Here is a 24,348-nt window from a genome sequence, read left to right on the forward strand (position 1 = left end):
AATAAAACTGGGTGACTCAAATGTCCGAACTGCATCAACAAGAACTTGGTGTGGAAGCCCCTTACTGGCCGCTGGGGCCATTCAAGGTGCGTCTGCCTTTCATTCATTACCGCTTCGAAGCCTCCGACTACATGCAGGGGCTGCTCATGTGCGCGGTGGATCTGGCGGCAATCCCGCTGATGACCGAATTCCTCGGTATGCCCTTCGAGGTCGCGCTGGCGGTGGTCATGCTCAACGGCTTGCTGTACCTGACTCACCACTTGCTGGGTGACCCGGTCGTGCCGGGCTGGATCACCCCGGCGATTCCGCTGCTGATGGCCTACTGCAGTCAGTTCCCGGAGGGGCAGGAGCGCATCCATGCATTGATTGCCTTCCAGTTGATGCTGGGGGCCTTCTCCATAGGACTGGGAATGACGGGCATGGCACGCAAGGTGGTGTCGCTGGTGCCCTCGGCACTCAAGGCCGGCATCATCATGGGCGCCGGCCTCAGTGCAGTGGTCACGGTGTTCAAGGAGGGCGGTCGCTTCGATACGTTCCCCTGGACCATTTCCATCGCGGTCGGCATCGCCTTCTACCTGGTGTTCTCCCTGCACTTCCAGGAACTGAAGAAGCGCAGCCGTTTCTGGTGGAATTTCGCCAAGCTGGGCATCTTCCCGATCATCCTGCTGGCGGTGTTCGTCGCGCCGATCTTCGGTGAGGCACCGTGGCCGAATATCGAATGGGGCATCAGCAAGCCGGACTTCGCCACTTTGTGGAGCGAGTACACCGTGTTCGGTCTCGGCATGCCGCCGCTGATGATGTTCGTCACCGCCATCCCCACCGTATTCGCCGCCTACCTGGTGGTGTTCGGCGACGTGCTGGGCGCCAGGGCAATCCTTTCTGAGGCCGACCATATCCGCAGTGACGAGAAGGTCGATTTCAACCCCAACCGTTCGCACATGATCTTTGGCGGGCGCAACGCCTTCATGAGCATCTTCGGCCCGGATGTGGCCATGTGCGGCCCGCAGTGGTCGGCCATGCAGGTGGTGATCACCGAACGCTTCAAGGGCGGCGCCCAGGCGATGAAGTCCATCTACGGCGGCGTCGGCTCGTTCCGCTGGGGTACCAACACCGGCCTGCTGCTGCTGCCGGTGGTGACCCTGCTGCAGCCGATTCTTGGTGTAGCGCTGGCGCTGACCCTGCTGATCCAGGGCTACGTTAGTGTGCGCCTGGGCATCATGGAGGCCCGCAGCCAGCGCGACCTCGGCATCGCCGGGGTAATCGGCGCGGTGCTGGCGATCAAAGGCGCGGGTTGGGCTTTTGCCATCGGCGTCGGTCTGTGCGCATTGATCTACGGCGCGCGCATGTTCCGGGGCGAGAACGACCAGACCTTCACCAAGGATCTGCCGCCGGCAGAGTGATTCCTTTCACACTCGATAGCCGCAGGTGTGAGCCTGCGGCTGCAGGAGTACTGCATGAAACTGAACGATCCTGAACTGTTGCGCCATCAGGCTTACGTCGATGGCCAGTGGTGCGATGCCGATGCGGGCGACAGCACGGAAATCTTCAACCCGGCCAACGGCGAGTCGCTGGGTCGCGTGCCGAACATGGGCGCAGCGGAAACCCGTCGTGCCATCGAGGCGGCGCAGGCTGCACAGCCGGCCTGGCGTGCATTGACCGCCAAGGAGCGCGCCGCGCGTTTGCGCAAGTGGTACGAACTGATGCTGGCCAACCAGGAAGACCTGGCGCAGATCATGACCGCCGAGCAGGGCAAGCCACTGACCGAAGCGCGTGGTGAAGTGCTCTACGCCGCGTCCTTCATCGAGTGGTTCGCCGAGGAAGCCAAGCGCGTCTATGGCGATACCATTCCCGGTCATCAGCCCGACAAGCGCCTGATCGTCACCAAGGAACCGGTTGGTGTCACCGCCGCGATCACGCCGTGGAACTTCCCGGCGGCGATGATCACCCGCAAGGCAGGCCCGGCACTGGCGGCCGGCTGCGCCATGGTGCTCAAGCCAGCGCCGCAAACACCGTTCAGCGCATTGGCCCTGGCGGTGCTGGCCGAGCGTGCCGGTATACCGGCGGGCCTGTTCAGCGTGCTGCCGGCCGATGCCGAGCGTTCCCGCGAGGTTGGCGGTGAGCTGTGCGCCAACCCGATCGTGCGCAAGCTGTCGTTCACCGGCTCCACCGGTGTCGGCATCAAGCTGATGGAGCAATGCGCGCCGACGCTGAAGAAACTGTCGCTGGAGCTCGGCGGTAATGCCCCCTTCATCGTCTTCGACGATGCCGATCTGGATGCCGCGGTCGAGGGCGCGATGGTCGCCAAATACCGCAATGCCGGGCAGACCTGCGTCTGCGCCAACCGCATCTACGTGCAGGATGGTGTGTATGACGCTTTTGCCGAGAAGCTCGCCGCCGCAGTGGCCAAACTGAAGGTCGGCCAGGGTGTCGAGGAGGGTGTGACCACCGGCCCGCTGATCGATGGCAACGCCGTGGCCAAGGTGCAGAGCCACCTGGCCGACGCCTTGGAGAAAGGCGCCAAGGTGCTGCAGGGTGGCCAGGCGCTGGGCGGCAACTTCTTCGAACCGACCGTGCTGGTAGGCGTGACGCCCGAGATGCGCGTAGCCCGCGAGGAGACCTTCGGCCCGCTGGCGCCGCTGTTCCGTTTCAGCGACGAAGCCGAGGTGGTGCGTCAGGCCAACGATACCGAGTTCGGCCTGGCAGGTTACTTCTATACCCGTGACCTGGGCCGCGCCTTCCGCGTGGGCGAGGCGTTGGACTACGGCATGGTGGGTATCAACACCGGCCTGATTTCCAACGAAGTGGCGCCGTTCGGCGGCATGAAGGCCTCTGGCCTGGGCCGCGAAGGCTCCAAGTACGGCCTGGATGAGTACCTGGAAATCAAATACCTCTGTCTCGGCGGTATCTGAGGCATTTGGGCGCGCCGCCGTCAGGCGGCGCTGCCAGATGATGTTCGAGCCGCTACAATGCGCGCCACCGTGACCAAGCACTCAGAGGTGCGCCATGCAACCCTTCGCCATCGCTCCGTCGATCCTTTCCGCCGACTTCGCCCGCCTGGGTGAGGAAGTGGACAACGTACTCGCCGCCGGGGCGGACATCGTGCACTTCGATGTCATGGACAACCACTACGTGCCCAACCTGACCATCGGCCCGATGGTCTGCAGTGCGCTGCGCAAGTACGGCATCACCGCGCCGATTGATGCGCACCTGATGGTCAAGCCGGTGGATCGCATCATCGGTGACTTCATCGAAGCTGGCGCCAGCTACATCACCTTCCACCCGGAAGCCTCCGAGCATATCGACCGCTCGCTGCAGCTGATCAAGGCCGGCGGCGCCAAGGCCGGCCTGGTGTTCAACCCGGCCACCCCGCTGGACGTACTCAAGTACGTGATGGACAAGGTCGACATGATCCTGCTGATGAGCGTCAACCCGGGCTTCGGCGGGCAGAAGTTCATCCCGGGCACCCTCGACAAGCTGCGCGAGGCGCGTGCGCTGATCGATGCCAGCGGCCGCGAGATCCGCCTGGAGATCGACGGCGGCGTCAATGTGCAGAACATCCGCGAGATCGCCGAGGCGGGCGCCGACACCTTCGTCGCAGGCTCGGCCATCTTCAATCAGCCGGACTACAAGGTGGTGATCGACGCCATGCGCGCTGAATTGGCCCAGGTGCGTGGATGAAACCACTGCGCGAGCTGTGCGGTGGCGAGCTGCCGCGACTGGTGATGTTCGACCTGGACGGCACGCTGATCGACTCGGTGCCGGATCTGGCCGAAGCGGTCGACCGCATGCTGGTCGAGCTGGGGCGTTCGCCGGCAGGCGTAGAACAGGTTCGCGACTGGGTCGGCAACGGTGCCCGGGTGCTGGTACGGCGCGCGCTGGCCGGTGGCCTGGATCATTCGGCCGTCGGTGAGGGCGAGACGGAGCAGGCGCTGGCGCGTTTTCTCGAGATCTACGCCGATTGCCATCACCTCACCGTGCTGTACCCAGGCGTGCACGAGTTGCTCGAGGCACTGAGCACGTCGGCGGTGGAGCTGGCCATCGTCACCAACAAGCCGGAGCGCTTCGTCGCGCCCTTGCTGGAGCAGGTCGGCCTAGGCGGCTATTTCCGCTGGATCATCGGCGGTGACACCTTGCCGCAGCAGAAGCCCGATCCGGCGGCCTTGCTGCAGGTGATGCAGCTGGCGGGTGTTGACGCCGGGCAAGCGCTGTTCGTCGGTGATTCACGTAATGACGTGCTCGCTGCTCGCGCAGCGCAGGTACCCTGTGTGGCGGTGAGCTATGGCTACAACCATGGCCGCCCCATCGCCGAAGAGCGGCCGAGTCTGGTGGTGGATAGCCTTGCCGAACTGCTCTGATGGTTGCTTAGCCCGAGCGGCTGCGCTACCTTGGCCGCTCTGTACATTTCCCGCCTGTCGAGATCGCACCGTGGTGGTTAGCTGCAAACTCTGGATGAAAGTAATCAAGGCTCTGGCCCGTTGGCGCTGGCGCGCCTGATTTCGTCCTGCCGCTGCGCGCGGCCCGTTTGCACCCGACCGTATTCCCCGAGCCATGAGGCTGATCATGACCCATGAAGAATTCCTGCGTTTAGCCGCTGAAGGCTACAACCGCATTCCGCTTGCCTGCGAAACCATCGCCGACTTCGACACGCCGCTGTCCATCTATCTGAAACTGGCTGACGCGCCCAACTCCTACCTGCTCGAATCCGTGCAAGGCGGCGAAAAGTGGGGCCGTTACTCGATCATCGGCCTGCCGGCGCGCACCGTGCTGCGCGTGCAGGGTCACGAAATCGTGGTGACCACCGATGGCGTCGAGGTAGAGCGCCACACCAGCAGTGATCCGCTGGCGTTCGTCGAGCAGTTCAAGGCGCGCTACAAGGTGCCGACCATTGCCGGTCTGCCGCGATTCAATGGTGGTCTGGTTGGTTACTTTGGCTACGACAGCGTGCGTTATGTCGAGCAAAAGCTGGCCAATTGCCCTAATCCTGATCCGCTGGGGACGCCGGACATCCTGCTGATGGTGTCCGACGCCGTGGTGGTGTTCGACAACCTGGCTGGCAAGATGCACGCCATCGTCCTCGCTGACCCGTCCCAGTCCGATGCCTTCGAGCAGGGCCATGCGCACCTGCGCGAGATTCTGCATAAGCTGCGTCAGCCGATCACGCCACGCCTTGGTGTTGACCTGGCCGCGCAACTGGGTGAGGAGCCGGCCTTCCGCTCCAGCTACAGCAAGGGTGACTACGAAGCGGCAGTCAGCTCCATCAAGGAATACATCCTGGCTGGTGACTGCATGCAGGTGGTGATCTCCCAGCGCATGTCGATTCCGTTCAAGGCCGCACCGATCGATCTGTATCGCGCGCTGCGCTGCATCAATCCGACGCCTTACATGTACTTCTTCAACTTCGGCGACTTCCATGTGGTCGGCAGCTCGCCGGAGGTGCTGGTACGCGTCGAGGAAGGGCTGGTCACCGTGCGCCCGATTGCCGGCACCCGCCCGCGTGGTGCCAGTGAGGAGGCCGACAAGGCGTTGGAAGAGGACCTGCTGTCCGATACCAAGGAGCTGGCCGAGCACCTGATGCTGATCGACCTGGGCCGCAACGACACCGGCCGCGTGTCGCAGATCGGCTCGGTCAAGCTCACCGAGAAGATGGTCATCGAGCGCTACTCCAACGTCATGCACATCGTCTCCAACGTCACCGGCCAGCTCAAACCCGAGCTGTCGGCGATGGATGCGCTGCGCGCGATCCTGCCGGCCGGCACCCTGTCCGGCGCCCCGAAGATCCGCGCCATGGAAATTATCGATGAGCTGGAGCCGGTCAAGCGTGGCGTTTACGGCGGCGCGGTCGGTTACTACGCCTGGAACGGCAATATGGACACCGCCATCGCCATTCGCACCGCGGTGATCAAGGATGGTGAACTGCACGTGCAGGCCGGCGCCGGTATCGTCGCCGACTCGGTGCCCGCCCTGGAGTGGGAGGAAACCCTGAACAAGCGCCGCGCGATGTTCCGCGCTGTTGCGCTGGCTGAACAGACCGCTCCCCAGGCTCAGGAATAAGAGGCGCCGCACCATGCTTTTGATGATTGATAACTACGACTCCTTTACCTACAACGTCGTGCAGTACCTGGGTGAGCTGGGTGCCGACGTTCATGTGATCCGCAACGACGAGCTGAGCATTGCCGAGATCGAGGCCCTCAAGCCCGAGCGCATCGTCGTCTCGCCGGGCCCGTGCACGCCGACCGAAGCGGGTGTGTCCATCGAGGCCATCCTGCATTTCGCTGGCAAGCTGCCGATCCTCGGCGTGTGCCTGGGCCACCAGAGCATTGGCCAGGCCTATGGCGGAGACGTCGTGCGTGCGCGCCAGGTGATGCACGGCAAGACCAGTCCGGTGTTCCACGAGGACAAGGGCGTGTTCGCTGGCCTCAACAAGCCGCTGACCGTGACCCGCTATCATTCTCTGGTGGTCAAGCGCGAGACCCTGCCGGATTGCCTGGAAATGACCGCCTGGACGCAGCACGACGATGGTTCGGTCGACGAGATCATGGGCTTGCGCCACAAGACTCTGAATATCGAAGGTGTGCAGTTCCACCCCGAGTCCATCCTCACCGAGCAGGGCCATGAACTGTTCGCCAACTTCCTCAAGCAGACCGGAGGCGTGCGCGCATGAACATCAAGGAAGCCCTCAACCGCATTGTCGCCCAGCTCGATCTGACCACTGAGGAAATGCAGTCGGTGATGCGCGAGATCATGACCGGCCAGTGCACCGACGCGCAGATCGGTGCATTCCTCATGGGCATGCGCATGAAGAGCGAGACCATCGACGAGATCGTCGGCGCCGCCAGCGTCATGCGTGAGCTGGCCGCACCGGTGGTGATCGACGCCGAGCGCATGGTCGACACCTGCGGCACCGGTGGCGATGGCATGAACATCTTCAACGTCTCCACTGCCGCGGCCTTCGTTGTCGCGGCGGCAGGCGGCAAAGTGGCCAAGCACGGCAACCGTGCAGTGTCGGGCAAGAGCGGCAGTGCCGACCTGCTCGAAGCTGCTGGCGTCTATCTCGGCCTCAAGCCCGAGCAAGTGGCGCGCTGCGTGGAAAGCGTCGGCGTCGGCTTCATGTTCGCGCCGGCCCATCACGGCGCGATGAAGCATGCCATCGGCCCGCGTCGCGAGCTGGGCCTGCGCACCATCTTCAATATGCTCGGCCCGATGACCAATCCGGCCGGCGCCAAGCATCAGGTCATCGGCGTGTTCAGTCAGGCGCTGTGCCGGCCGATGGCCGAAGTGCTGCAGCGCCTGGGCAGCCAGCATGTACTGGTGGTGCACGCGCAGGATGGCCTGGATGAGATCAGCCTGGCGGCGCCGACTTTCGTCGCCGAACTGAAAGATGGCGTAGTCAGCGAGTACCGCATCCAGCCTGAGGACTTCGGCATCAAGAGCCAGAGCCTGATCGGCCTGACCGTCGACAACGCCGAGCAGTCGCTGGCGCTGATCCGAGATGCGCTGGGTCGGCGCAAGACCGACAACGGCCAGAAGGCCGCCGAGATGATTGTGCTCAACGCCGGCGCTGCACTGTATGCCGCCGACCATGCCAGCAGCCTGCGCGAGGGCATGCAGTTGGCGCATGATGCCCTGCACACTGGCCTGGCTCGCGAGAAGCTGGAAGAGCTGGTGTCCTTTACTGCGGTATTCCAACAGGAGAACGAAGGGTGAGCGTACCAACCGTACTGGAGAAGATCGTCGCCCGTAAGTTCGAGGAAGTGGCCGCCCGCCGTGCGCAGGTCAGCCTGGCCGAGGTCGAGGCCGCTGCGCGCGCTGCCGATGTGCCGCGTGGCTTCGCCCGTGCCCTGCTGGAACAGGCCGCGCGCAAGCAGCCGGCAGTGATTGCCGAGGTAAAGAAGGCTTCGCCGAGCAAGGGCATTCTGCGTGCCGATTTCGTCCCGGCCGACATCGCCCGCAGCTACGAAGCCGGCGGCGCCACCTGCCTGTCGGTGTTGACCGATATCGACTTCTTCCAGGGCGCCGATCAGTACCTGCAGCAGGCGCGTGCTGCCTGCGCGCTGCCGGTGATTCGCAAGGATTTCATGGTCGACCCGTACCAGATCGTTGAGGCCCGTGCCCTTGGGGCCGACTGCGTGCTGCTGATCGTCTCCTGCCTGGATGACGTGCGCATGGCCGAGCTGGCCTCGGTAGCCAAGGACGTCGGTCTCGACGTGCTAGTGGAAGTGCATGACGGCGACGAGCTCGATCGTGCGCTGAATACCTTGGACACGCCGTTGGTGGGTATCAACAACCGTAACCTGCACACCTTCGATGTCAGCCTGGAAACCACCTTGGATCTGCTGCCGCGCATCCCGCGTGATCGCCTGGTGGTGACCGAGAGCGGCATTCTTAACCGCGCCGACGTTGAGCTGATGGAGATCAACGAGGTCTACACCTTCCTCGTGGGTGAAGCCTTTATGCGTGCGGAAAGTCCGGGCAGTGAATTGCAGCGCTTGTTCTTTCCCGAGCGTGGGCGGGCTGCGGTAATCGGCCAGGATCCCGAATAAAGCGCATAAAAAAGCCGGCATTGAGTGCCGGCTTTTTCATTCCAGGGTGGCTCAGCGAGTGCCGAACACCACCATGGTCTTGCCCTTGACGTGCACCAGGCCCTGTTCTTCCAGGGACTTGAGCACGCGGCCGACCATTTCGCGGGAGCAGCCGACGATACGGCCGATTTCCTGACGGGTGATCTTGATCTGCATGCCATCGGGGTGAGTCATGGCGTCGGGCTGCTTGCACAGGTCGAGCAGGGTACGCGCGACACGGCCAGTCACGTCGAGGAAGGCCAGGTCGCCGACCTTGCGCGTGGTATTGCGCAGGCGCTCGGCCATCTGGCTGCCGAGGGCGAAGAGAATGTCCGGATCCTGTTGGGTCAGCTCGCGGAACTTGGCGTAGCTGATTTCCGCGACCTCGCATTCTGTCTTGGCACGAACCCAGGCGCTGCGTTCTTTCTCTGCGCCTTCTTTCTCGAATAGGCCCATTTCGCCGAAGAAGTCGCCGGCGTTGAGATAGGCGATGATCATTTCGCGGCCGTCATCATCTTCGATGAGGATGGTGACCGAGCCTTTGACGATGAAGAACAGGGTTTCGCAACGATCACCCGCATAGATGATGGTGCTTTTCGCCGTGTAACGTCGGCGATGACAATGCGCGAGTAGCTTGTCCAGATGTTTGATTTTAGGTGTAAGGGTAATAGCGACCATGCCCGAGTCCCGAATATAGAAAAGTAGGCCTTTGTCCAACAGGCAATTTCTTATTAGTTATCCGGCCAAGTGTGCCAGCATTCCGGCGCCAGCTTAACAGACGCACAAAGTGAAGGGTGTTTTTTGTGACCTGGCTAACACAGCCCAGTGGAACTTTGACGCTTTGGCCACACTCCGGGATGTCGCGGTGCTGTGCTAACCTGCGTGCCTTTGCAAAAGCTACGGAGCCTGGATAGATGAAAGCGCGCGTGCAGTGGGCCGGCGAAGCCCTGTTCCTGGGGGAATCCGGCAGTGGTCATGCCGTGGTAATGGATGGGCCGCCTGATGCTGGCGGCCGCAACCTTGGCGTTCGACCGATGGAAATGTTGCTGATCGGCCTCGGCGGCTGCAGTAATTTCGATGTGGTCAGCATCCTGCGCAAAGGCCGCCAGCCGGTAGAAAGTTGCGAGGTCTTCCTCGATGCCGAGCGTGCAGGCGAAGAGCCCAAGGTGTTCACCAAGATTCACCTGCACTTCGTGGTCAAGGGGCGTGGTCTGAAGGAGGCCCAAGTCAAGCGAGCGGTGGAACTGTCGGCGGAGAAGTATTGCTCGGCCTCGATCATGCTGGGCCGCGCCGGCGTCGATATCAGCCACGATTATGAAATCGTCGAGTTGGGCTAAGCGACGTTGCTGCATGGAACGAGGGCGCCAATTGGCGCCCTCGTTCGTTCAGATGCGATAGGTGCTCTTGGTCATGACCTTCGACAGCAGGGTCATGCCCAGCTTCACGGGGGCGGGGAAGCGCACGCCTCCAGCGGCCAAGGCACTATTGGCGTGCTGCTGCTCGTCGATGCGCATCTGCTCAAGAATGGCGCGGGACTTGGCATCTTGCTCGGGTATCTGCTCCAGGTGTTCGTCCAGATGCTTGCATACCTGATCTTCGGTGGCGGCGACGAAGCCCAGGCTGACCCGATCACTGACCAGACCAGCGACGGCGCCTACGCCAAATGACAGGCCGTAGAACAACGGGTTAAGCACACTGGGGTGGCTTCCGAGTTCGCGAATGCGCTGCTCGCACCAGGCCAGGTGGTCGATTTCCTCGTCGGCCGCATGTTCCATGGCGCTGCGAACCTCTGGCAGCTTGGCGGTCAGGGCTTGCCCTTGATAGAGGGCCTGGGCGCAGACTTCGCCGGTATGGTTGATGCGCATCAGCCCAGCCACATGGCGCGACTCCTCGCTGCTCAGCTCGGCTTCGTTCTGTACGACGGCAGGCGAGGGGCGGCCCGAAGCTCCGCTGAAGGGCAGAAGAGTACGCAGGGCGGCGTCGGCTTGCAGCAGCAGGCGATCGACGGGGGAATATTGGCGTTCGCTGGCCATGGGGCACCTCCAGATGGAACAACGCCTTTAGTCTACTGCAAAGTGAGCTGAGCGTCCGTGCTCAGGGTAGTTCGCGCAGCACGCGAAAGCCCAGGGCATAGTCGCGATGATGCGGCTGCTTGAGGTCACGCATGCTGCTGCGCAGGTAGCTCGGCCCGCTGTTCCAGGCGCCGCCGCGGACTACGCGCGGGCTGTCGTCGAGCAGCCCGGCGCTTTGTGTTTCGCTGCCGTCGAAGTGTTGGGTGAAGCGTGAGGCTGTCCATTCCCAGACGTTACCCGCCGTATCGTGCAGGCCGAAAGCGTTGGCCGGAAACTGGCCCACGGCGGCCGTCTTGTTGCGCAACAGGCGCGATGTCGCACAACCGCGGCAGTGCGCGCGTGGCGCCTGCTCGCTGCTGTCGAGTGCGTCGCCCCACCAGTAGTAGCTCGGGCTGCCGCCGCGGGCAGCATATTCCCATTCCGCTTCGGTGGGCAGGCGGTAGCGAGCACCAGTCTGGCGTGACAGCCACTGGGTGTACGCATGGGCATCGCGCCAGGAAACATGGATCACCGGGCGTTGCGCGGAAAGGCCCCAGCCCTCGTTGTCGGGCATCGGCAGGCTGGCGGCTTCGGCATATCGTTGCCAATCGGCGAAGGTGACTTCGTAGCGGCCGATTGCGAAGGGGACTGTGAAGGTCACGCTGCGTTGAGGGCGTTCGTTGTCGTTGCCCCGGCCACTGCCATCGCCCAGCAGGAACTCCCCGGCGGGGATCACCACCAGCTCAGGCCCGACGCCTCCAGTGGCGAGCGGATCGCTGATCATCTCGCTGGCCAGGGCGGGTAAGCCCAGCAGCATAAGGCCCGCGAGGCGGAGAGAACGCTTCGCTGTCACAGCGCGGCGGTTCAGCACTTGCACGGTTCGTTGCCTCCAGCGACGATCTGCATGTTTATAGGGTCCATGCGGCGGCCTCCGTATTCTGCCAAAACGCGGATGTTAACCCTGCTCGCCCGGCAGACCCAACCTCACAAGGAGCTGGTGTTGAAGAACGATATTCACGATCTGGGGCTGGTACTGGATTCCAAGGTCAAACTGGTGGTCATCGAATCCTGGGACGAGTTGCGCGTGCTGGAAACGCTGACCGGGCTGGCCATCAAGCGGGGTCTGGGGCTGCATACCTGGTCGGTGACCGAAGGTCTGCAGCGTCTCGGTTTCGGCGGTGCAGCAGTGGACGAGGCGCCTACGCTGGAGCCGGATGCCGCGCTGCGCATGATCAAGGTCGATCCGCAGCCCAATCTGTACGTGATGTGCGATCTGCATCCGTTCCTCGATGACAATCCGCGACTGGTGCGCCTGCTCAAGGAAATCGCCATGAGCGAGGGGGCGCACAAGCCGACGCTGGTTCTGGTGTCGCACGCCATCAAGCTACCGCCCGAGGTGCAGCGTTATGCCGCGCGCTTCAGCCTGGCGCTGCCATCCGAAGACGAGCTGCTGAGCATCGTACGCGACGAGGCAACGCGCTGGAGCGAGGGTAACCGCGGTGCACGGGTGCGTACCGATAACCGCACCTTGCAGCAGGTGGTGAAGAACCTGCGTGGACTCAGCCATGCCGAGGCACGTGCGTTGGCGCGTAACGTGATCTGCGATGACGGTGCAATTACCCAGGAAGACATCCCTGAGCTGAACAAGACCAAGTTCCAGCTGCTGGATCTGGAGGGAGTGCTGAGCTTCGAGTACGACACTGCGCGTTTCGCCGAAGTCGGCGGGCTGGTCAACCTCAAACGCTGGCTGGCCGAGCGGCAAGCCGGCTTCCTTGAAGGTAAACAAATCGATGCGCCCAAGGGCGTGATGCTGGTCGGGGTGCAGGGTGGTGGCAAGAGCCTGGCAGCCAAGGCGGTTGCCGGACTGTGGGGGCTGCCACTGCTGCGCCTGGATTTCGCCTGCCTGTACAACAAGTTTTTCGGCGAGACCGAACGCAACCTGCGCGAAGCGTTGCGCCTTGCCGAGCAGATGGCGCCCTGCGTGCTATGGATGGACGAGGTGGAGAAGGGCCTGGCCAGTGGTGATCATGATGGTGGTGTCAGCCAGCGCGTGTTCGGCACTCTGCTGACCTGGATGGCGGAGCGCAAGGCGCCGGTGTTCGTCGTGGCCACGGCCAATGCCATCGATCGCCTGCCGCCCGAGCTGGTGCGTAAGGGCCGCTTCGACGAGCTGTTCTTCGTCGACCTACCTAATGCGGAGATTCGCGCCGAGATATTCCGCATCCATCTGCAGCGGCGCGAGCTCGATCCAGCGGGGTTCGACCTGGCGCAACTGGCCGCAGCCAGCGACGGCTATTCCGGGGCAGAGATCGAGCAGGCGATTGTCAGCGCGCTGTATGCCGGTCAGGCCCAGCAGCAGGCGGTCGATCAGGCGTTGGTGTTGCGTGTCCTGCAAGGCACCGCGCCACTGTCGGTGGTGATGGCCGAGCGGCTGGCGGCCCTGCGTAGCTGGGCGGAGGGGCGGACGGTCAACGCGGGGTAATGCGCGCCTAGTCAGGCGCCGGTGAACGGACGTGTCAGTCGAGCACTGATCTTGCGTACCAGCCAACGCGGTGCCAGGCGCGGGCTCAACGCCAGCAGGCGGTTGCGCCAGCCGGGAATGATGATGCTGCGGTTCTTCTGCAGCGCTCGGACGGTGATCAGCGCCACTTCCTCGGCGCTCATCATCAGTTTGCTGCCAGCGAGACGGCCAACGTCCATCCGCGCGGTGCGGAAGAACGCACTGTGCGTCGGCCCAGGGCATAGCACGGACACATGAACGCCGCGCGTGCGCAGTTCTTCACGCAGACCTTCGGAGAAATGCAATACGTAGGCTTTGCTGGCGTAGTAGCTGCTCATCCACGGACCCGGCTGAAAAGCCGCGACCGAGGCCACGTTGAGAATCTGTCCGCCGCCCTGTTCGGCCATGCGCTGGCCGAGAGCGTGGCAGAGGCGCGTCAATGCCAGCACATTGACTTCCAACTGCTCCTGCTCGCGACTCCAGTCCTGTTCGAGGAACGGGCCTGCGCAGCCTAGCCCGGCGCTGTTGACCAGTAGATCGATATGCCACTGGCCCTGCTCCAGCTCGATCAGCAGCCCGGACAGTTGCAGGGGCTCACTCAGGTCACAAAGTCGGAACAGCACCTCGACGCCAAAGCGTTGAGCCAGCTCGCATGCAATGCTTTCCAGAGCCTCACGCCGCCGTGCTACCAGAATAAGGTGGCGTCCACGGCGCGCCAGGGCTTCGGCCATGGCCAGACCGATACCGCTGGACGCGCCGGTGATCAATGCATAGCTGCGCATGGAGAGACGTCAATGTGCTCGTATCGTCGGCATTATCCGAGGTAACCCTGGTAGGCGGGCAGGGCGATGGCGGCGATGATGCCGATCACCGGAACCAGCAGGATCAGCCAGGCCAGGACTTTCACGCCAGTGCTGTTAGGTGGTGGCGGCGGGCCGTAGCGGTTGGCTCCCTGAGTGCCGGGAATGATCAGCATGAGCAGGGCAAATACGCCGCCGACGACCGGGACGAAGTTGATTAGCCACAACCAGCCGGACCAGCCGATATCGTGCAGACGCTGGACGCCGATAAAGACGCTAACCGCGAGCATGGCGACTATCGCGACGATGAGCAGCAAGCCGCCCAGTACGCTGGACATCGCCGACAGGCCGGCGGGGACCATCAGTATTGGCATGCTGCACAGCAACATGGCCATGCTCCAGCCCAGGTAACGCACACGACCGATCCGACCGCTGACGCTGAATACCTTGAGCTCGGAGAATTCCGGCAGCGTTTCGGCGACGTTCGCCTGAGGCGGGGCATAGGGCGATGCGCTGCTGATGGCAACTGCCGGTGCCGATGCAGGTGCGACCTCAGCCTCGGCCAGCTGCGCCTGGCGTGCCAGATACTTTTCGATGATGATGCCGCATGCCGAACATTCGATCGCCTTGGCTTGCTCGTGCCCGCATTTAGGGCAGCTCATGCGGGCGCTATCCACCGGCCCCGCCTCGGACTCTTCTTCGGTGGGCACCAGGCTAAGATTGGCGCTCTGGTCCAGCTCCTTGCGTACATTGGCCCCCGCTTTCTGCAGGGCGTTGAGGTACTGGTTCGCCTCGTTTTCCTCCAGATCGCGCTTGAGTGCGACCGGGTTACCGCTGAACAGGCTGTCGATGCGTGCCGGGTCGCTCTTGAACAGGCGGGCGAGATTGTCCTTGACCGTTTCCAGGGTCATCTCCGGCATCAGTTGGCCATCGAACACTATCTTGTAGCGCGGTTGATTCATGCGAGCTTCCTTGTCTGCGGGAAGTTGAGGTGAGCTAAGCCTAGAGTGACGCCTGGGCACTATACAAGCGGCCTGACGCACTATGTACGGCAATTTTCAGGCGCCGCTTATTGTGCTCCAGCGGCCGACCAGTTGGCCGCGGCGCAGTAGACGTATTTCGCCGAAATCAGCCAGCAGGCCTTCGCTAACGGCTGGGCGCAGAAATATCCAGTCGCCCGTGCTCAGACCTGTACTGTCGCTGCCCACCAGGCGCTCCTGATTGGCGCTGCGGCCGTACAGTGCGTCGTAGTCAAGGCCCGCTGGCGAGACAGGCTGCGCCGGCCAGCGGCCTCCATACAGGTAATAGGCATGCTGGCGGTTCGGGTTCCAGGCACTGAGCGCGGGTTGCAGCGGCTGCAGGTAGGGCAGGGCGCCATCGACAGCCTTGAGCACCGGCGTGGCGATCCACAGTGCCGGTTGCAGCTCCTGCAGCATCGGGATGTCGAAGTCCGAGGGTTTGAGCAACGCAGAACCTACGGAAATCTCGTTCAGTGAGCTGGGCTGTTGGCTGTGCAGGCGGTAGGTCAGGCTACCGCCACCGTTGAGCAGCGGTATGCCGGGCCACTGTTCGGTGAATGAGCGTGCGCTGTTTATGAAGTCGCGATAGCGTGCGTCGGCGTGAGCGAACGCCTGTTGCTGGCTCGCCCAGGGCGGATTGTGTGCGACGTGGGCGTCGTAACCCATCATTCCCCGCAGCCGCAGAGCTGGGTAATGGGTGAGTTGCTGCATGGCCTGGTTGAGCGCTCGCGGATCGGCAAAGCCGCCACGCTGCAGGCCAATGTCGATTTCCAGAGCGATGCGCAGCGGCCGGTTCAGCGCCTTGGCGAGTTCGGCGTACTGCTGCAGGCGCTGTTGGCTGTCTATCAGCCAGGTCACCTGGTGATTCGGGTCGAAAGGCAATTGCTGCGGTAGCTGGCGATAGAAGTTCAGCGCAGCCTCGACCGGCATGGGTTTACCCAGTAGCAGGTCGGCCTCGGGAAAGCTTCTCGCCAGCCGGTTCAGCTGCGGTTGGTGAAAGACCATGAAGCGCTGAGTCTGCAGGCGTTTGGCCAGATACTCCAACAGGCCGGTACTGGCCAGCGACTTGGCGACCAGACGCAGCGCCAGTCGATTCGGCAACTGTGCAGCCAGGAGGTCGGCGTTGGCGTCCAGGCGATCGAGATCCAGCAGCAGGGTGGGAATACCGTCTCCATCGCGCTGCAATTGCCTGTTGAGCCCCGCGAAGTAGGCATCGTGCGCTCTACCCCGGTCCTGCGGACGCACTGCCCAGCCGCCAATCAGGCCCAGCGCCGCCAGGCCGAGCAGATGCCGGCGTTTCATCGTGGCCAGTGCTGCCCCAGCCGCTGGCTTTGGCTCAGTGCGGCGCGGTATTCCTCATCGAGCCGCGATACCAGTTGCGATACAGATGGCAGGTCATCGATACCGCCGACGCCCTGACCTGCCGACCACACGGTTTTCCATGCCTTGGCCTCGTCATCCATGGGCTTGAGCTTCTCTCCGTAGTTGACGTCTGCCTTGTTCTGCAGCTGCTTGAGGTCGTAGCCAGCTTGCTCCAGGCTCTGGCGCATGAAACTGGCGGGAACGCCGGACACCGCAGGCGTGTGGATGATATCGGCGGCGCGGGCGCCAAGGATCATCTCCTTGTATGCCATGGAGGCATCGTTCTCGGTCGTGGCGATGAAGCGTGTGCCCATGTACGCCAGGTCTGCCCCCAACAACTGTGCGGCAAGAATTTCATGGCCATGATTGAGGCAGCCGGACAGCAGCACGGTCTTGTCGAAGAACTGACGAATCTCGGCCAGCAGCGCGAATGGGCTCCAGGTGCCAGCGTGACCACCCGCACCGGCGGCCACCGCAATCAGTCCGTCGACGCCTGCTTCCGCGGCTTTCTCGGCATGGCGACGCGTGGTGACGTCGTGGAACACCAGGCCGCCATAGCCATGCACGGCATCGACCACTTCCTTTACCGCGCCCAGGCTGGTGATGACGATGGGTACGCGATGCTCGACGCAGATGGCCAGGTCGGCCTGCAGTCGTGGGTTGCTCTGATGCACGATCAGATTGACCGCGAACGGTGCCGCGTCGGGCTCTAGACTGGTCTTGATTTCGTTAAGCCATGCCGCAAAACCACTGCTTTCACGCTGGTTGAGCGCCGGAAAGCTGCCAACGATTCCGCTATTGCAGCAGGCACTGACGAGGGCGGGGTTGGAGACCAGGAACATCGGCGCGGCTACCAAGGGCAGACGCAGGCGTTGCTCGAGCAGAGTAGGCAGAGACATGGTGGTTTCCTCAGAAGGGGCGGACGACGACCAGAATGACGATGCCCAGTAGAGCCAGCACCGGCGCTTCGTTGAACCAGCGATAGAATACATGGCCGCGTGTGTTCTCACCTCGCGCGAAGCGCTTGAGCTGGGCGCCGCACAGGTGATGGTAGACGATCAGGGCGACCACCAGCGTCAGCTTGGCGTGCATCCAGCCTTGGGAAAAGTAGTAGCTGGGGTTGAGGCTCAGCAGCCAGATACCCAGGCCCAGCGTGGCGATCATCGATGGCACCATGATGCCGCGGTAGAGCTTGCGCTCCATGACGCAGAAGCGTTCGCGGCTGAGGCTGTCGTCGCTCATCGCGTGGTAGACGAACAGGCGTGGCAGATAGAACAGACCGGCGAACCAGCAGACCACAGCGACTATGTGCAGGGCCTTGAGCCAGAGATAGAGCATTTGCGTGTCTCGTGCAGAAAAATGCCCTCGATAGTAGAGGCAGGCGACGCTTTACGTCACCTCCGCGGTTGGAGCTTGGCCAATGCGGCTTTATCATCGGCAACTTTCCAATGGTTTTTGCGAAGGGGCATGTGATGATCAAGGTCGGTATCGTCGGCGGCACGGGTTACACCGGTGTCGAACTGCTGCGTCTGCTGGCGCAACACCCGCAGGCAGAAGTGGCTGTTATCACGTCCCGTTCCGAAGCCGGCCTGCGTGTCGACGAGATGTACCCCAACCTGCGTGGCCATTACCCGGACCTGGCATTCAGTGTGCCGGACGTCGCCACGCTGGGGGCCTGTGATGTGGTGTTCTTCGCTACGCCTCACGGCGTCGCTCATGCCCTTGCTGGCGAGCTGCTGGCTGCGGGCACGCGAGTGATCGATCTGTCTGCCGACTTCCGTCTGCAGGATGCCGAAGAGTGGGCCAAGTGGTACGGCCAACCGCACGGCGCGCCGGAGCTGCTGAGCGAGGCGGTATATGGTCTGCCCGAGGTCAACCGCGAGGCGATCAAGACGGCGCGCCTGATTGCCGTGCCCGGCTGCTATCCGACTGCGACTCAGCTTGGCCTGATACCGCTGCTCGAGGCCGGTCTGGCGGAAACGGGCAGCCTCATCGCTGACTGCAAGAGCGGTGTCAGCGGCGCTGGACGTGGTGCCAGTGTCGGCTCGCTGTTCTGCGAGGCTGGCGAAAGCATGAAAGCCTACTCGGTCAAAGGTCATCGCCACCTGCCGGAAATTCGCCAGGGCCTGCGCCAGGCAGCGGGTAGCGACGTCGGCCTGACCTTCGTGCCACACCTGACGCCGATGATTCGTGGCATCCATGCGACGCTTTATGCACGCGTAGCCGATACCTCGGTGGATCTGCAGGCGCTGTTCGAAGAACGTTATGCGGGCGAGCCGTTCGTCGATGTGATGCCAGCTGGCAGCCATCCGGAAACCCGTAGCGTGCGTGGCGGCAACGTCTGCCGGATCGCGGTGCATCGGCCGCAGGGCGGTGACCTGGTGGTGGTGCTGTCGGTTATCGACAATCTGGTCAAAGGGGCTTCCGGTCAGGCCGTGCAGAATATGAACATCCTCTTCGGTCTTGAGGAACATCTCGGCCTGTCGCACGCGGCTCTCTTGCCGTGACCGCGAGCTGGGAGGTTCGCCTCAGCGACCCGCGACGAGAGCGTCGCCGTCGATGGTTGTTGTTGCTGCTGGTGCTCGCGGTACCAGCGGCCTTCGCCCTCGGGTGGTACTGGCCGCAGGCGACTCCTCAGCAGAGCACCGAGCAGACGCAGTCATTATTGACGCGTCTTGCCGAGCAGGAACAGGAGCTGGAGCTGCTGCGTCAGCGTCTGGCGGTAGTGGGCAGCAGCGACAAGTTGAGTCAGCAGGCCATTGAGCAGAATCGGCTGACGATCAAGCTGCTCGAAGAACAGATCTTCAAGCAGCAGCAGGATCTGGCGTTCTACAAGGGGGTACTGGCGCCTGCCAGTCGTCGCGAAGGTGTGCGCATCCGTGCCTTTGAGCTGCAAGCCACGGACGTGCCGCAGCGATTCCGCTACAAGTTGCTGATGAGTCGAGTCGGCGCCAGTGATGAGGCGTTGCAGGGGCAGATGCGCGTTACTGTCGAGGGGCGGCAGGGCGGCAAGCCTGCCTCACTGGAGCTATCGGCACTTTCCGATGATGTCAGCGACAACCCCATCCCGTTCTCCTTCAAGCATTTCCAGTCTTTTCCAGAGGCTGGTCGCTTTGGCGAATTACAACTGCCTGAAGGCTTCGAGCCACTTCAGGTCAAGGTGCAGGCGGAAGTCAAAGGCGACAAGCCGCTGAGTCGCACGTTCGAATGGATCAAATCAGGAGTGATAGCCACCCATGTGGAGTAAAGACAAGGCCAAACCCGACCTGCAGCGCTTCAGCGGCAAGACCAGCCTGATCGCGGCGGGTGCTGAGTTGGTGGGCGACATGCGCTTTCAGGGCGCGGTGCAGGTGGACGGTAAGGTCACCGGCAACCTCTTGGCCACCGAGGGGCTGGTGCGTGTCAGTGTTGGCGGCCTGGTTGAAGGTGAGGTACGCGCCCCCCATATCGTCATTGACGGTGAAGTGAACGGCGATGTGTTCGCCAGTGGCCATCTGGAGCTCGGTTCGCGCTCGCGTGTGCGCGGCAATCTGCACTACGGCCTGATGGAAATGGCCATGGGCGCGCAGATCGAAGGCCGTCTTCACCATCTCAAGGACGGCGACAAACCTCTTGAGTTGCCGGCTTCAGTGGAAGCCGAGCAATAGTTGACCAGTTTCGTAGGGCAAGCGGATAATGCATGCCTTACGCAGTATGGCGCATGGCGCCGGGAGTCCAGCATGAGCGTCGAAACCTTCACCCCTGCCCCTTTGCACTTTACCCAGGGTGCGGCCAGCAAGGTGAAGACCCTGGTCGATGAGGAAGGCAATCCGCGACTGAAGCTGCGCGTGTTCGTCACGGGCGGTGGTTGCTCGGGCTTTCAGTATGGTTTCACTTTCGATGAAGATGTGGCCGAGGATGACACCATCGTCGAGCGCGAGGGCGTCAGCCTGGTGGTCGATGCCATGAGCTTCCAGTACCTGGTCGGTTCCGAGGTCGACTATCAGGAAGGGCTCGAGGGTTCGCGCTTCGTGATCAAGAACCCCAATGCCACCACTACTTGTGGTTGCGGTTCGTCCTTCTCGATCTGAGCATTCGCAAGATAGAAAAACGCCGCGCTCGATGCGCGGCGTTTTCGTTCAGGCCGGATAGATTGCGCCGAGAACGCGTAACCCCGCAGCGCCGGTAACGCTCGGTCGATTGCCGGGAATTCCTTCCAGGGCACAGTGAGCAAGCCAGGCGAAGGCCATGGCTTCGACCCAGTCTGGATCTATCCCTCTGGCCGCGGTGCTTTGTACCTCGGTTCCCGGCAGCATCGTGGCCAGTCGTTGCATCAGGCAACTGTTGTGCGCACCGCCGCCACACACCAGCAGCTCGTCAGTGTAAGCCTGTGCATTGCGCAAGGCGCTGACGATGCTGCGCGCCGTGAGCTCGACCAGCGTCGACTGGACATCTTCTTCCGGTATCGCTGGCAATGCTTGCAGGTGGCCGAGCAGCCAGTCGAGGTTGAACAGTTCGCGGCCCGTGCTCTTGGGGCCTTGCGTTACGAAGAAGGGATCGCTCAGCAGTCGGCTCAGTAACTCCGGGTGGACGTTGCCTTTGGCTGCCCAGGCTCCGTCGCGGTCATAGTTGAGCCCCTGGCAGTGATGAATCCATGCATCGAGGAGTACGTTTCCCGGGCCGCTGTCGAAGCCCAGCACTTGTCCGTCTGCAGAGAGCAGGCTGAGATTGCTGAAGCCGCCGACGTTGAGCACCGCCACCTGACGCCCGGTATCACCGAACAGGTCCTGATGGAAGGCGGGCACCAACGGCGCGCCCTGGCCGCCCGCAGCAACGTCGCGGCGACGAAAGTCAGCGACTACGCAGATGCCTGTCAGCTCGGCGAGCAGTGCAGGGTTGCCGATCTGGATAGTGAAGCCGCGAGTTGGCTCATGGCGTACGGTCTGGCCGTGGCTGCCAATGGCGCGAATTTCCTGTGGCTTCAGGTTCTGCTGACGCAGCAGTTCATTGATGGCTTGCGCGGCCTGTTCGACCCAATGCTGCTCGGCAATGGCGGCACGTGCCAGTTCGTTCTCGCCGGGCGCGCAGAGTGCCAGCAGATCGCTGCGCAGGGTCTCGGGCATTGGCCGGTAGAGAGTCGCGAGTAGGCGAGGGGAGTGGTCTTGCTCGATCAGTGCGATGTCCAGTCCGTCCAGGCTGGTACCGGACATCACACCAATATAGAGGGGCATGGCTTACTGCTTGTTGCTGGCCAGCATGGTGGCCTTTTCCTGATCCATGCGTGCCATCAACGGCTTGCTCAGCTGCATGAAGCGTTGTTTCTCGCTGGCAGCGATAGGATCGGCCATCGGCAGCTTCTGGCTCAGCGGGTCGACGTGCACGCCATTGACCTGGAACTCATAGTGCAGGTGCGGTCCGGTGGACAGGCCGGTGGTGCCGATGTAACCGATGATCTGCCCCTGTTTGACGTTCACACCGTTGCGTACGCCTTTGGCAAAACCCTGCATGTGCGCGTAGAGCGTGCGATAGCGCTGGCCGTGTTGGATGATCACGGTGTTGCCGTAGCCGCCGTTGCGACCTGCCAGAGCCACCTTGCCGTCACCGGCAGCCTTGATCGGCGTGCCGCGCGGGGCGGCGTAGTCAACGCCCTTGTGCGCGCGAATCTTGTTCAGGATCGGGTGCTTGCGGCCGTTTGAGAAGCGCGAGCTGATGCGGGCGAAGTCTACCGGTGTACGGATGAAGGCCTTGCGCATGCTTTCGCCGTTGGCGCTGTAGTAGCTGGTTGCGCCTTGTTTGTTGGTGTAACGCACGGCGGTGTAGGTCTTGCCACGGTTGGTGAAACGTGCGGAGAGAATATCGCCGGTACCGACGCGCTTGCCGTTGACAACCTTCTCTTCGTAGATCACTTCGAACTCGTCGCCATCGCGAATATCCATGGCGAAGTCGATGTCGTAACCGAAGACGTTGGCCAGATCCATGGTCAGTCCATGGGACAGACCGGCGCGTTTTGCCGAAAGGAACAGCGAACTGTTGATCACGCCGTGGCTGTATGCCGACACAACTTCAGGCTTGACCTGGTCGCGCTGGAAATCGAAGCCTTCGTCTGTGCGGCTCAGACGGATGGTTTCCAGCTCGCTGAGCTTGCTCTGCAGCGTCTTCAGCTTGCCGTCTTCACCCAGTTCGAAATCGAGTACCTGACCAATCTTCAGACGGCTGAATTGTTTGGCCTCCTTGCTGCTGTTGAGCGCCTCGTGCAGATCGTTGGCGTTCAGGCCGACCTTAGCGAACACAGTGGACAACGTATCGCCATTGCTGACGGTAACGTTGTGATGGTTGGGATCGGTGGGGAGGGTATCGGCTGTTTCTGGGCTTTTCTCATCAGCGTCGAGTCCGGCGCTGTTTTCGGCGCTATCCGCACTCTGCTCGATCTTGGCGAAAGGAGAGGCGGCGCCAGTGTCTGGCTGTCCCGCTCGGAGGTCGTCCTTTTCCTCTAGCACCATCTCGGCTTCGCTGACGAGGTCCAGATCGAGGAAGGTTTTCTGCGCTTCGACTTCACGCGAAGGAAACACCAGCAGAGCCAGGCTCAGCAGCGCGGCTACACCACTAGCAGCCAGGATGTGGCTCTTCGGGTAGGGCGGGGCTTTAGGGATATTTTGCGTCATGGCGTGAGGCGTTTTCTTGAAGTGTGCATTAACTGTATAAAATATAACCAAAATCGCCTTGGGGCAACCCTTGACATGCCATCCAGGCCACCGCTGGGCTGACCTAGGGCAAAACTTGTAATTAGTTTGCGATCTTGTATGGTTGGTTCCCTTTCAATTTCCAGTGGTTGCGGGTTCTGTCATGAAGTCGGTCGAAGAGCAGCTGGCGCTGATCAAGCGCGGTGCGGAAGAGGTTCTGGTTGAGGCTGAGCTGATCGAAAAGCTCAAGCGTGGTCAGCCACTGCGGATCAAGGCAGGGTTCGACCCAACTGCGCCGGATCTGCACCTTGGTCATACCGTCCTTATTAATAAGCTGCGCCAGTTTCAGGAGCTGGGCCACCAGGTGGTCTTCCTGATCGGTGACTTCACCGGAATGATTGGTGATCCCAGTGGCAAGAGCGCTACCCGTCCGCCGCTGACTCGCGAGCAGGTTCTGGATAACGCTGAGACTTATAAGCAGCAGGTCTTCAAGATTCTCGATCCGGCCAAGACCGAAGTGGCGTTCAACTCCACCTGGATGGATCAGCTCAAGCCGGCCGACTTCATTCGCCTGGCGTCACAGTACACCGTGGCGCGTATGCTCGAGCGTGATGATTTCGACAAGCGCTATACCAGTAATCAGCCGATTGCCATTCACGAGTTCCTCTATCCGTTGGTGCAGGGCTACGACTCCGTTGCGCTCAAGGCCGATGTGGAGCTTGGCGGTACCGACCAGAAGTTCAATCTGCTGATGGGGCGCGAATTGCAGCGTGCCTACGGTCAGGAATCGCAGTGCATCGTCACCATGCCCTTGCTCGAAGGGCTCGACGGCGTGAAGAAGATGTCCAAGTCTCTGGGTAACTATGTGGGCATTCAGGAAGCTCCGGGCGTGATGTACAACAAGCTGGTCTCCATGCCGGATGCGCTGATGTGGCGTTATTTCGAGCTGCTGAGCTTCCGCTCCATGGACGAGATCGAGCAGTTCAAGCGTGACGTCGAGCAGGGCGCCAATCCGCGCGACATCAAGATCAAGCTGGCCGAAGAGCTCGTCGCGCGCTTCCATGGTGAAGAGGCAGCTGCCAATGCGCACCGCTCCGCCGGTAACCGCATGAAGGATGGTGAGCTACCGGAAGATCTGCCGGAAGTCGAACTGACTTCGGCAGAAGATATGCCTATCTCTTCTGTTCTTAATAAGGCAGGGCTGGTGAAGAATGCTGCGGTGGCACGTGATCTGCTGGGCTCTGGTGGCGTGCGTGTCGATGGCGAGGTGGTGGATCGTACCTTCCTGTTTAAAGTAGGTGCGGCCCATGTCTGTCAGGCCGGTAAGAAGGCCTTTGCGCGGATCTCGCTTAAAGCCGAGTAATAAAACTGCAATTAAAGCTTGACGCGCATTCTGCTG

General features: G+C 62.1%; 24 protein-coding genes and 1 pseudogene. 15 read left to right on the top strand and 10 right to left on the bottom strand.

The window, feature by feature from the left end:
• The first annotated feature begins 20 nt into the window (after positions 1–20).
• The 8 genes and pseudogenes from ACJRW5_RS15340 (at position 21) to trpC (ending at position 8,540) form a co-directional block, all read left to right on the top strand.
• Positions 21–1,400 carry a hypothetical protein gene (locus tag ACJRW5_RS15340; RefSeq protein ID WP_484571364.1) on the top strand — a complete coding sequence of 460 codons (1,380 nt, stop codon included), beginning with the start codon at positions 21–23 and terminating at the stop codon, positions 1,398–1,400.
• 54 nt (positions 1,401–1,454) lie between these two features.
• Entirely contained in the window at positions 1,455–2,909 is a 1,455-nt protein-coding gene (gabD, locus tag ACJRW5_RS15345) for an NADP-dependent succinate-semialdehyde dehydrogenase (protein ID WP_484571365.1), read from the top strand.
• Between the two features lie 94 nt (positions 2,910–3,003).
• The gene (rpe, locus tag ACJRW5_RS15350) at positions 3,004–3,678 is read left to right on the top strand and encodes a ribulose-phosphate 3-epimerase (RefSeq protein WP_484571366.1); all 675 of its coding nucleotides are present in this window, start codon (positions 3,004–3,006) and stop codon (positions 3,676–3,678) included.
• A pseudogene (locus tag ACJRW5_RS15355) lies at positions 3,675–4,494 on the top strand (phosphoglycolate phosphatase). Before rpe ends, ACJRW5_RS15355 begins: the two are co-directional and overlap by 4 nt.
• Before the next feature lie 66 nt (positions 4,495–4,560).
• Positions 4,561–6,051 (top strand): anthranilate synthase component I, encoded by a 1,491-nt coding sequence (gene trpE / locus ACJRW5_RS15360; protein ID WP_484571367.1) that lies wholly within the window; start codon positions 4,561–4,563, stop codon positions 6,049–6,051.
• A 13-nt stretch (positions 6,052–6,064) separates the two neighbouring features.
• Positions 6,065–6,661: an aminodeoxychorismate/anthranilate synthase component II gene (locus ACJRW5_RS15365; protein WP_484571368.1), complete on the top strand. Its 597-nt coding sequence runs from the start codon at positions 6,065–6,067 to the stop codon at positions 6,659–6,661.
• Positions 6,658–7,704 carry an anthranilate phosphoribosyltransferase gene (gene trpD, locus ACJRW5_RS15370; protein ID WP_484571369.1) on the top strand — a complete coding sequence of 349 codons (1,047 nt, stop codon included), beginning with the start codon at positions 6,658–6,660 and terminating at the stop codon, positions 7,702–7,704. Before ACJRW5_RS15365 ends, trpD begins: the two co-directional genes overlap by 4 nt.
• Positions 7,701–8,540, top strand: coding sequence for an indole-3-glycerol phosphate synthase TrpC (gene trpC, locus ACJRW5_RS15375; protein WP_484571370.1), 840 nt, complete (start codon positions 7,701–7,703; stop codon positions 8,538–8,540). Before trpD ends, trpC begins: the two co-directional genes overlap by 4 nt.
• Positions 8,541–8,591: 51 nt before the next feature.
• Here the strand turns inward: trpC and crp are convergent, their stop codons facing one another.
• Positions 8,592–9,236, bottom strand: coding sequence for a cAMP-activated global transcriptional regulator CRP (crp, locus tag ACJRW5_RS15380; protein ID WP_159970595.1), 645 nt, complete (start codon positions 9,234–9,236; stop codon positions 8,592–8,594).
• 236 nt (positions 9,237–9,472) lie between these two features.
• Between crp and ACJRW5_RS15385 the strand changes: the two genes are divergently transcribed.
• Positions 9,473–9,895, top strand: a complete 423-nt coding sequence (locus ACJRW5_RS15385; RefSeq protein WP_017675647.1) for an OsmC family protein — start codon at positions 9,473–9,475, stop codon at positions 9,893–9,895.
• 48 nt (positions 9,896–9,943) lie between these two features.
• On the opposite strand, the gene coq7 is transcribed toward ACJRW5_RS15385, so the two are convergent.
• Entirely contained in the window at positions 9,944–10,591 is a 648-nt protein-coding gene (gene coq7, locus ACJRW5_RS15390; RefSeq protein ID WP_484571371.1) for a 2-polyprenyl-3-methyl-6-methoxy-1,4-benzoquinone monooxygenase, read from the bottom strand.
• A 61-nt stretch (positions 10,592–10,652) separates the two neighbouring features.
• Positions 10,653–11,426 carry a formylglycine-generating enzyme family protein gene (locus tag ACJRW5_RS15395; protein WP_484571372.1) on the bottom strand — a complete coding sequence of 258 codons (774 nt, stop codon included), beginning with the start codon at positions 11,424–11,426 and terminating at the stop codon, positions 10,653–10,655.
• Positions 11,427–11,609: 183 nt separating this feature from the next.
• Here ACJRW5_RS15395 and ACJRW5_RS15400 point away from each other — a divergent pair, with 183 nt between their 5' ends.
• Positions 11,610–13,091 (top strand): AAA family ATPase, encoded by a 1,482-nt coding sequence (locus ACJRW5_RS15400; protein WP_484571373.1) that lies wholly within the window; start codon positions 11,610–11,612, stop codon positions 13,089–13,091.
• Between the two features lie 11 nt (positions 13,092–13,102).
• Here the strand turns inward: ACJRW5_RS15400 and ACJRW5_RS15405 are convergent, their stop codons facing one another.
• The 5 genes from ACJRW5_RS15405 to hemJ form a co-directional block, all read right to left on the bottom strand.
• Positions 13,103–13,891: an SDR family NAD(P)-dependent oxidoreductase gene (locus ACJRW5_RS15405; protein ID WP_484571374.1), complete on the bottom strand. Its 789-nt coding sequence runs from the start codon at positions 13,889–13,891 to the stop codon at positions 13,103–13,105.
• A 32-nt stretch (positions 13,892–13,923) separates the two neighbouring features.
• Positions 13,924–14,871 carry a DUF805 domain-containing protein gene (locus tag ACJRW5_RS15410; protein ID WP_484571375.1) on the bottom strand — a complete coding sequence of 316 codons (948 nt, stop codon included), beginning with the start codon at positions 14,869–14,871 and terminating at the stop codon, positions 13,924–13,926.
• A 96-nt stretch (positions 14,872–14,967) separates the two neighbouring features.
• Positions 14,968–16,230, bottom strand: a complete 1,263-nt coding sequence (locus ACJRW5_RS15415; RefSeq protein ID WP_484571376.1) for an alanine racemase — start codon at positions 16,228–16,230, stop codon at positions 14,968–14,970.
• Positions 16,227–17,189: an NAD(P)H-dependent flavin oxidoreductase gene (locus ACJRW5_RS15420; RefSeq protein WP_484571377.1), complete on the bottom strand. Its 963-nt coding sequence runs from the start codon at positions 17,187–17,189 to the stop codon at positions 16,227–16,229. The genes ACJRW5_RS15415 and ACJRW5_RS15420 overlap by 4 nt, the downstream gene beginning before the upstream one ends.
• Positions 17,190–17,199: 10 nt before the next feature.
• The gene (gene hemJ, locus ACJRW5_RS15425) at positions 17,200–17,628 is read right to left on the bottom strand and encodes a protoporphyrinogen oxidase HemJ (protein ID WP_484571378.1); all 429 of its coding nucleotides are present in this window, start codon (positions 17,626–17,628) and stop codon (positions 17,200–17,202) included.
• Positions 17,629–17,762: 134 nt separating this feature from the next.
• On the opposite strand from hemJ, the gene argC reads away from it, so the two are divergent.
• The 4 genes from argC (at position 17,763) to erpA (ending at position 20,360) form a co-directional block, all read left to right on the top strand.
• Positions 17,763–18,797, top strand: a complete 1,035-nt coding sequence (gene argC / locus ACJRW5_RS15430) for an N-acetyl-gamma-glutamyl-phosphate reductase (RefSeq protein WP_484571379.1) — start codon at positions 17,763–17,765, stop codon at positions 18,795–18,797.
• The gene (locus tag ACJRW5_RS15435) at positions 18,794–19,537 is read left to right on the top strand and encodes a DUF6776 family protein (RefSeq protein WP_484571380.1); all 744 of its coding nucleotides are present in this window, start codon (positions 18,794–18,796) and stop codon (positions 19,535–19,537) included. Before argC ends, ACJRW5_RS15435 begins: the two co-directional genes overlap by 4 nt.
• Complete coding sequence (locus tag ACJRW5_RS15440) at positions 19,527–19,937, top strand: bactofilin family protein (RefSeq protein WP_484571381.1); 411 nt, start codon at positions 19,527–19,529, stop codon at positions 19,935–19,937. The genes ACJRW5_RS15435 and ACJRW5_RS15440 overlap by 11 nt, the downstream gene beginning before the upstream one ends.
• Positions 19,938–20,009: 72 nt before the next feature.
• Entirely contained in the window at positions 20,010–20,360 is a 351-nt protein-coding gene (gene erpA / locus ACJRW5_RS15445) for an iron-sulfur cluster insertion protein ErpA (protein WP_004373465.1), read from the top strand.
• 48 nt (positions 20,361–20,408) lie between these two features.
• Here the strand turns inward: erpA and ACJRW5_RS15450 are convergent, their stop codons facing one another.
• A complete protein-coding gene (locus tag ACJRW5_RS15450) occupies positions 20,409–21,500 on the bottom strand; it encodes an anhydro-N-acetylmuramic acid kinase (protein ID WP_484571382.1) in 1,092 nt (363 codons plus the stop codon).
• Between the two features lie 3 nt (positions 21,501–21,503).
• The gene (locus tag ACJRW5_RS15455; RefSeq protein ID WP_484571383.1) at positions 21,504–22,931 is read right to left on the bottom strand and encodes a peptidoglycan DD-metalloendopeptidase family protein; all 1,428 of its coding nucleotides are present in this window, start codon (positions 22,929–22,931) and stop codon (positions 21,504–21,506) included.
• Between the two features lie 181 nt (positions 22,932–23,112).
• Between ACJRW5_RS15455 and tyrS the strand changes: the two genes are divergently transcribed.
• Complete coding sequence (gene tyrS / locus ACJRW5_RS15460; RefSeq protein WP_484571384.1) at positions 23,113–24,312, top strand: tyrosine--tRNA ligase; 1,200 nt, start codon at positions 23,113–23,115, stop codon at positions 24,310–24,312.
• The last annotated feature ends 36 nt before the right edge of the window (positions 24,313–24,348 follow it).

This window comes from Pseudomonas pichavaramensis, from assembly GCF_050473265.1.
Classification (GTDB): domain Bacteria; phylum Pseudomonadota; class Gammaproteobacteria; order Pseudomonadales; family Pseudomonadaceae; genus Aquipseudomonas.

Bases quoted from the DNA above. Each gene is read 5' to 3' on its own strand.
- trpE (WP_484571367.1), top strand. From the start codon at position 4,561: ATGACCCATGAAGAATTCCTGCGTTTAGCCGCTGAAGGCTACAACCGC.
- ACJRW5_RS15440 (WP_484571381.1), top strand. From the start codon at position 19,527: ATGTGGAGTAAAGACAAGGCCAAACCCGACCTGCAGCGCTTCAGCGGC.
- ACJRW5_RS15420 (WP_484571377.1), bottom strand. From the start codon at position 17,189: ATGTCTCTGCCTACTCTGCTCGAGCAACGCCTGCGTCTGCCCTTGGTA.
- hemJ (WP_484571378.1), bottom strand. From the start codon at position 17,628: ATGCTCTATCTCTGGCTCAAGGCCCTGCACATAGTCGCTGTGGTCTGC.
- erpA (WP_004373465.1), top strand. From the start codon at position 20,010: ATGAGCGTCGAAACCTTCACCCCTGCCCCTTTGCACTTTACCCAGGGT.
- gabD (WP_484571365.1), top strand. From the start codon at position 1,455: ATGAAACTGAACGATCCTGAACTGTTGCGCCATCAGGCTTACGTCGAT.
- trpD (WP_484571369.1), top strand. From the start codon at position 6,658: ATGAACATCAAGGAAGCCCTCAACCGCATTGTCGCCCAGCTCGATCTG.
- ACJRW5_RS15450 (WP_484571382.1), bottom strand. From the start codon at position 21,500: ATGCCCCTCTATATTGGTGTGATGTCCGGTACCAGCCTGGACGGACTG.
- tyrS (WP_484571384.1), top strand. From the start codon at position 23,113: ATGAAGTCGGTCGAAGAGCAGCTGGCGCTGATCAAGCGCGGTGCGGAA.
- ACJRW5_RS15455 (WP_484571383.1), bottom strand. From the start codon at position 22,931: ATGACGCAAAATATCCCTAAAGCCCCGCCCTACCCGAAGAGCCACATC.
- ACJRW5_RS15365 (WP_484571368.1), top strand. From the start codon at position 6,065: ATGCTTTTGATGATTGATAACTACGACTCCTTTACCTACAACGTCGTG.
- ACJRW5_RS15405 (WP_484571374.1), bottom strand. From the start codon at position 13,891: ATGCGCAGCTATGCATTGATCACCGGCGCGTCCAGCGGTATCGGTCTG.
- argC (WP_484571379.1), top strand. From the start codon at position 17,763: ATGATCAAGGTCGGTATCGTCGGCGGCACGGGTTACACCGGTGTCGAA.
- crp (WP_159970595.1), bottom strand. From the start codon at position 9,236: ATGGTCGCTATTACCCTTACACCTAAAATCAAACATCTGGACAAGCTA.
- ACJRW5_RS15395 (WP_484571372.1), bottom strand. From the start codon at position 11,426: ATGCTGCTGGGCTTACCCGCCCTGGCCAGCGAGATGATCAGCGATCCG.
- rpe (WP_484571366.1), top strand. From the start codon at position 3,004: ATGCAACCCTTCGCCATCGCTCCGTCGATCCTTTCCGCCGACTTCGCC.
- ACJRW5_RS15385 (WP_017675647.1), top strand. From the start codon at position 9,473: ATGAAAGCGCGCGTGCAGTGGGCCGGCGAAGCCCTGTTCCTGGGGGAA.
- coq7 (WP_484571371.1), bottom strand. From the start codon at position 10,591: ATGGCCAGCGAACGCCAATATTCCCCCGTCGATCGCCTGCTGCTGCAA.
- ACJRW5_RS15415 (WP_484571376.1), bottom strand. From the start codon at position 16,230: ATGAAACGCCGGCATCTGCTCGGCCTGGCGGCGCTGGGCCTGATTGGC.
- ACJRW5_RS15340 (WP_484571364.1), top strand. From the start codon at position 21: ATGTCCGAACTGCATCAACAAGAACTTGGTGTGGAAGCCCCTTACTGG.
- ACJRW5_RS15410 (WP_484571375.1), bottom strand. From the start codon at position 14,871: ATGAATCAACCGCGCTACAAGATAGTGTTCGATGGCCAACTGATGCCG.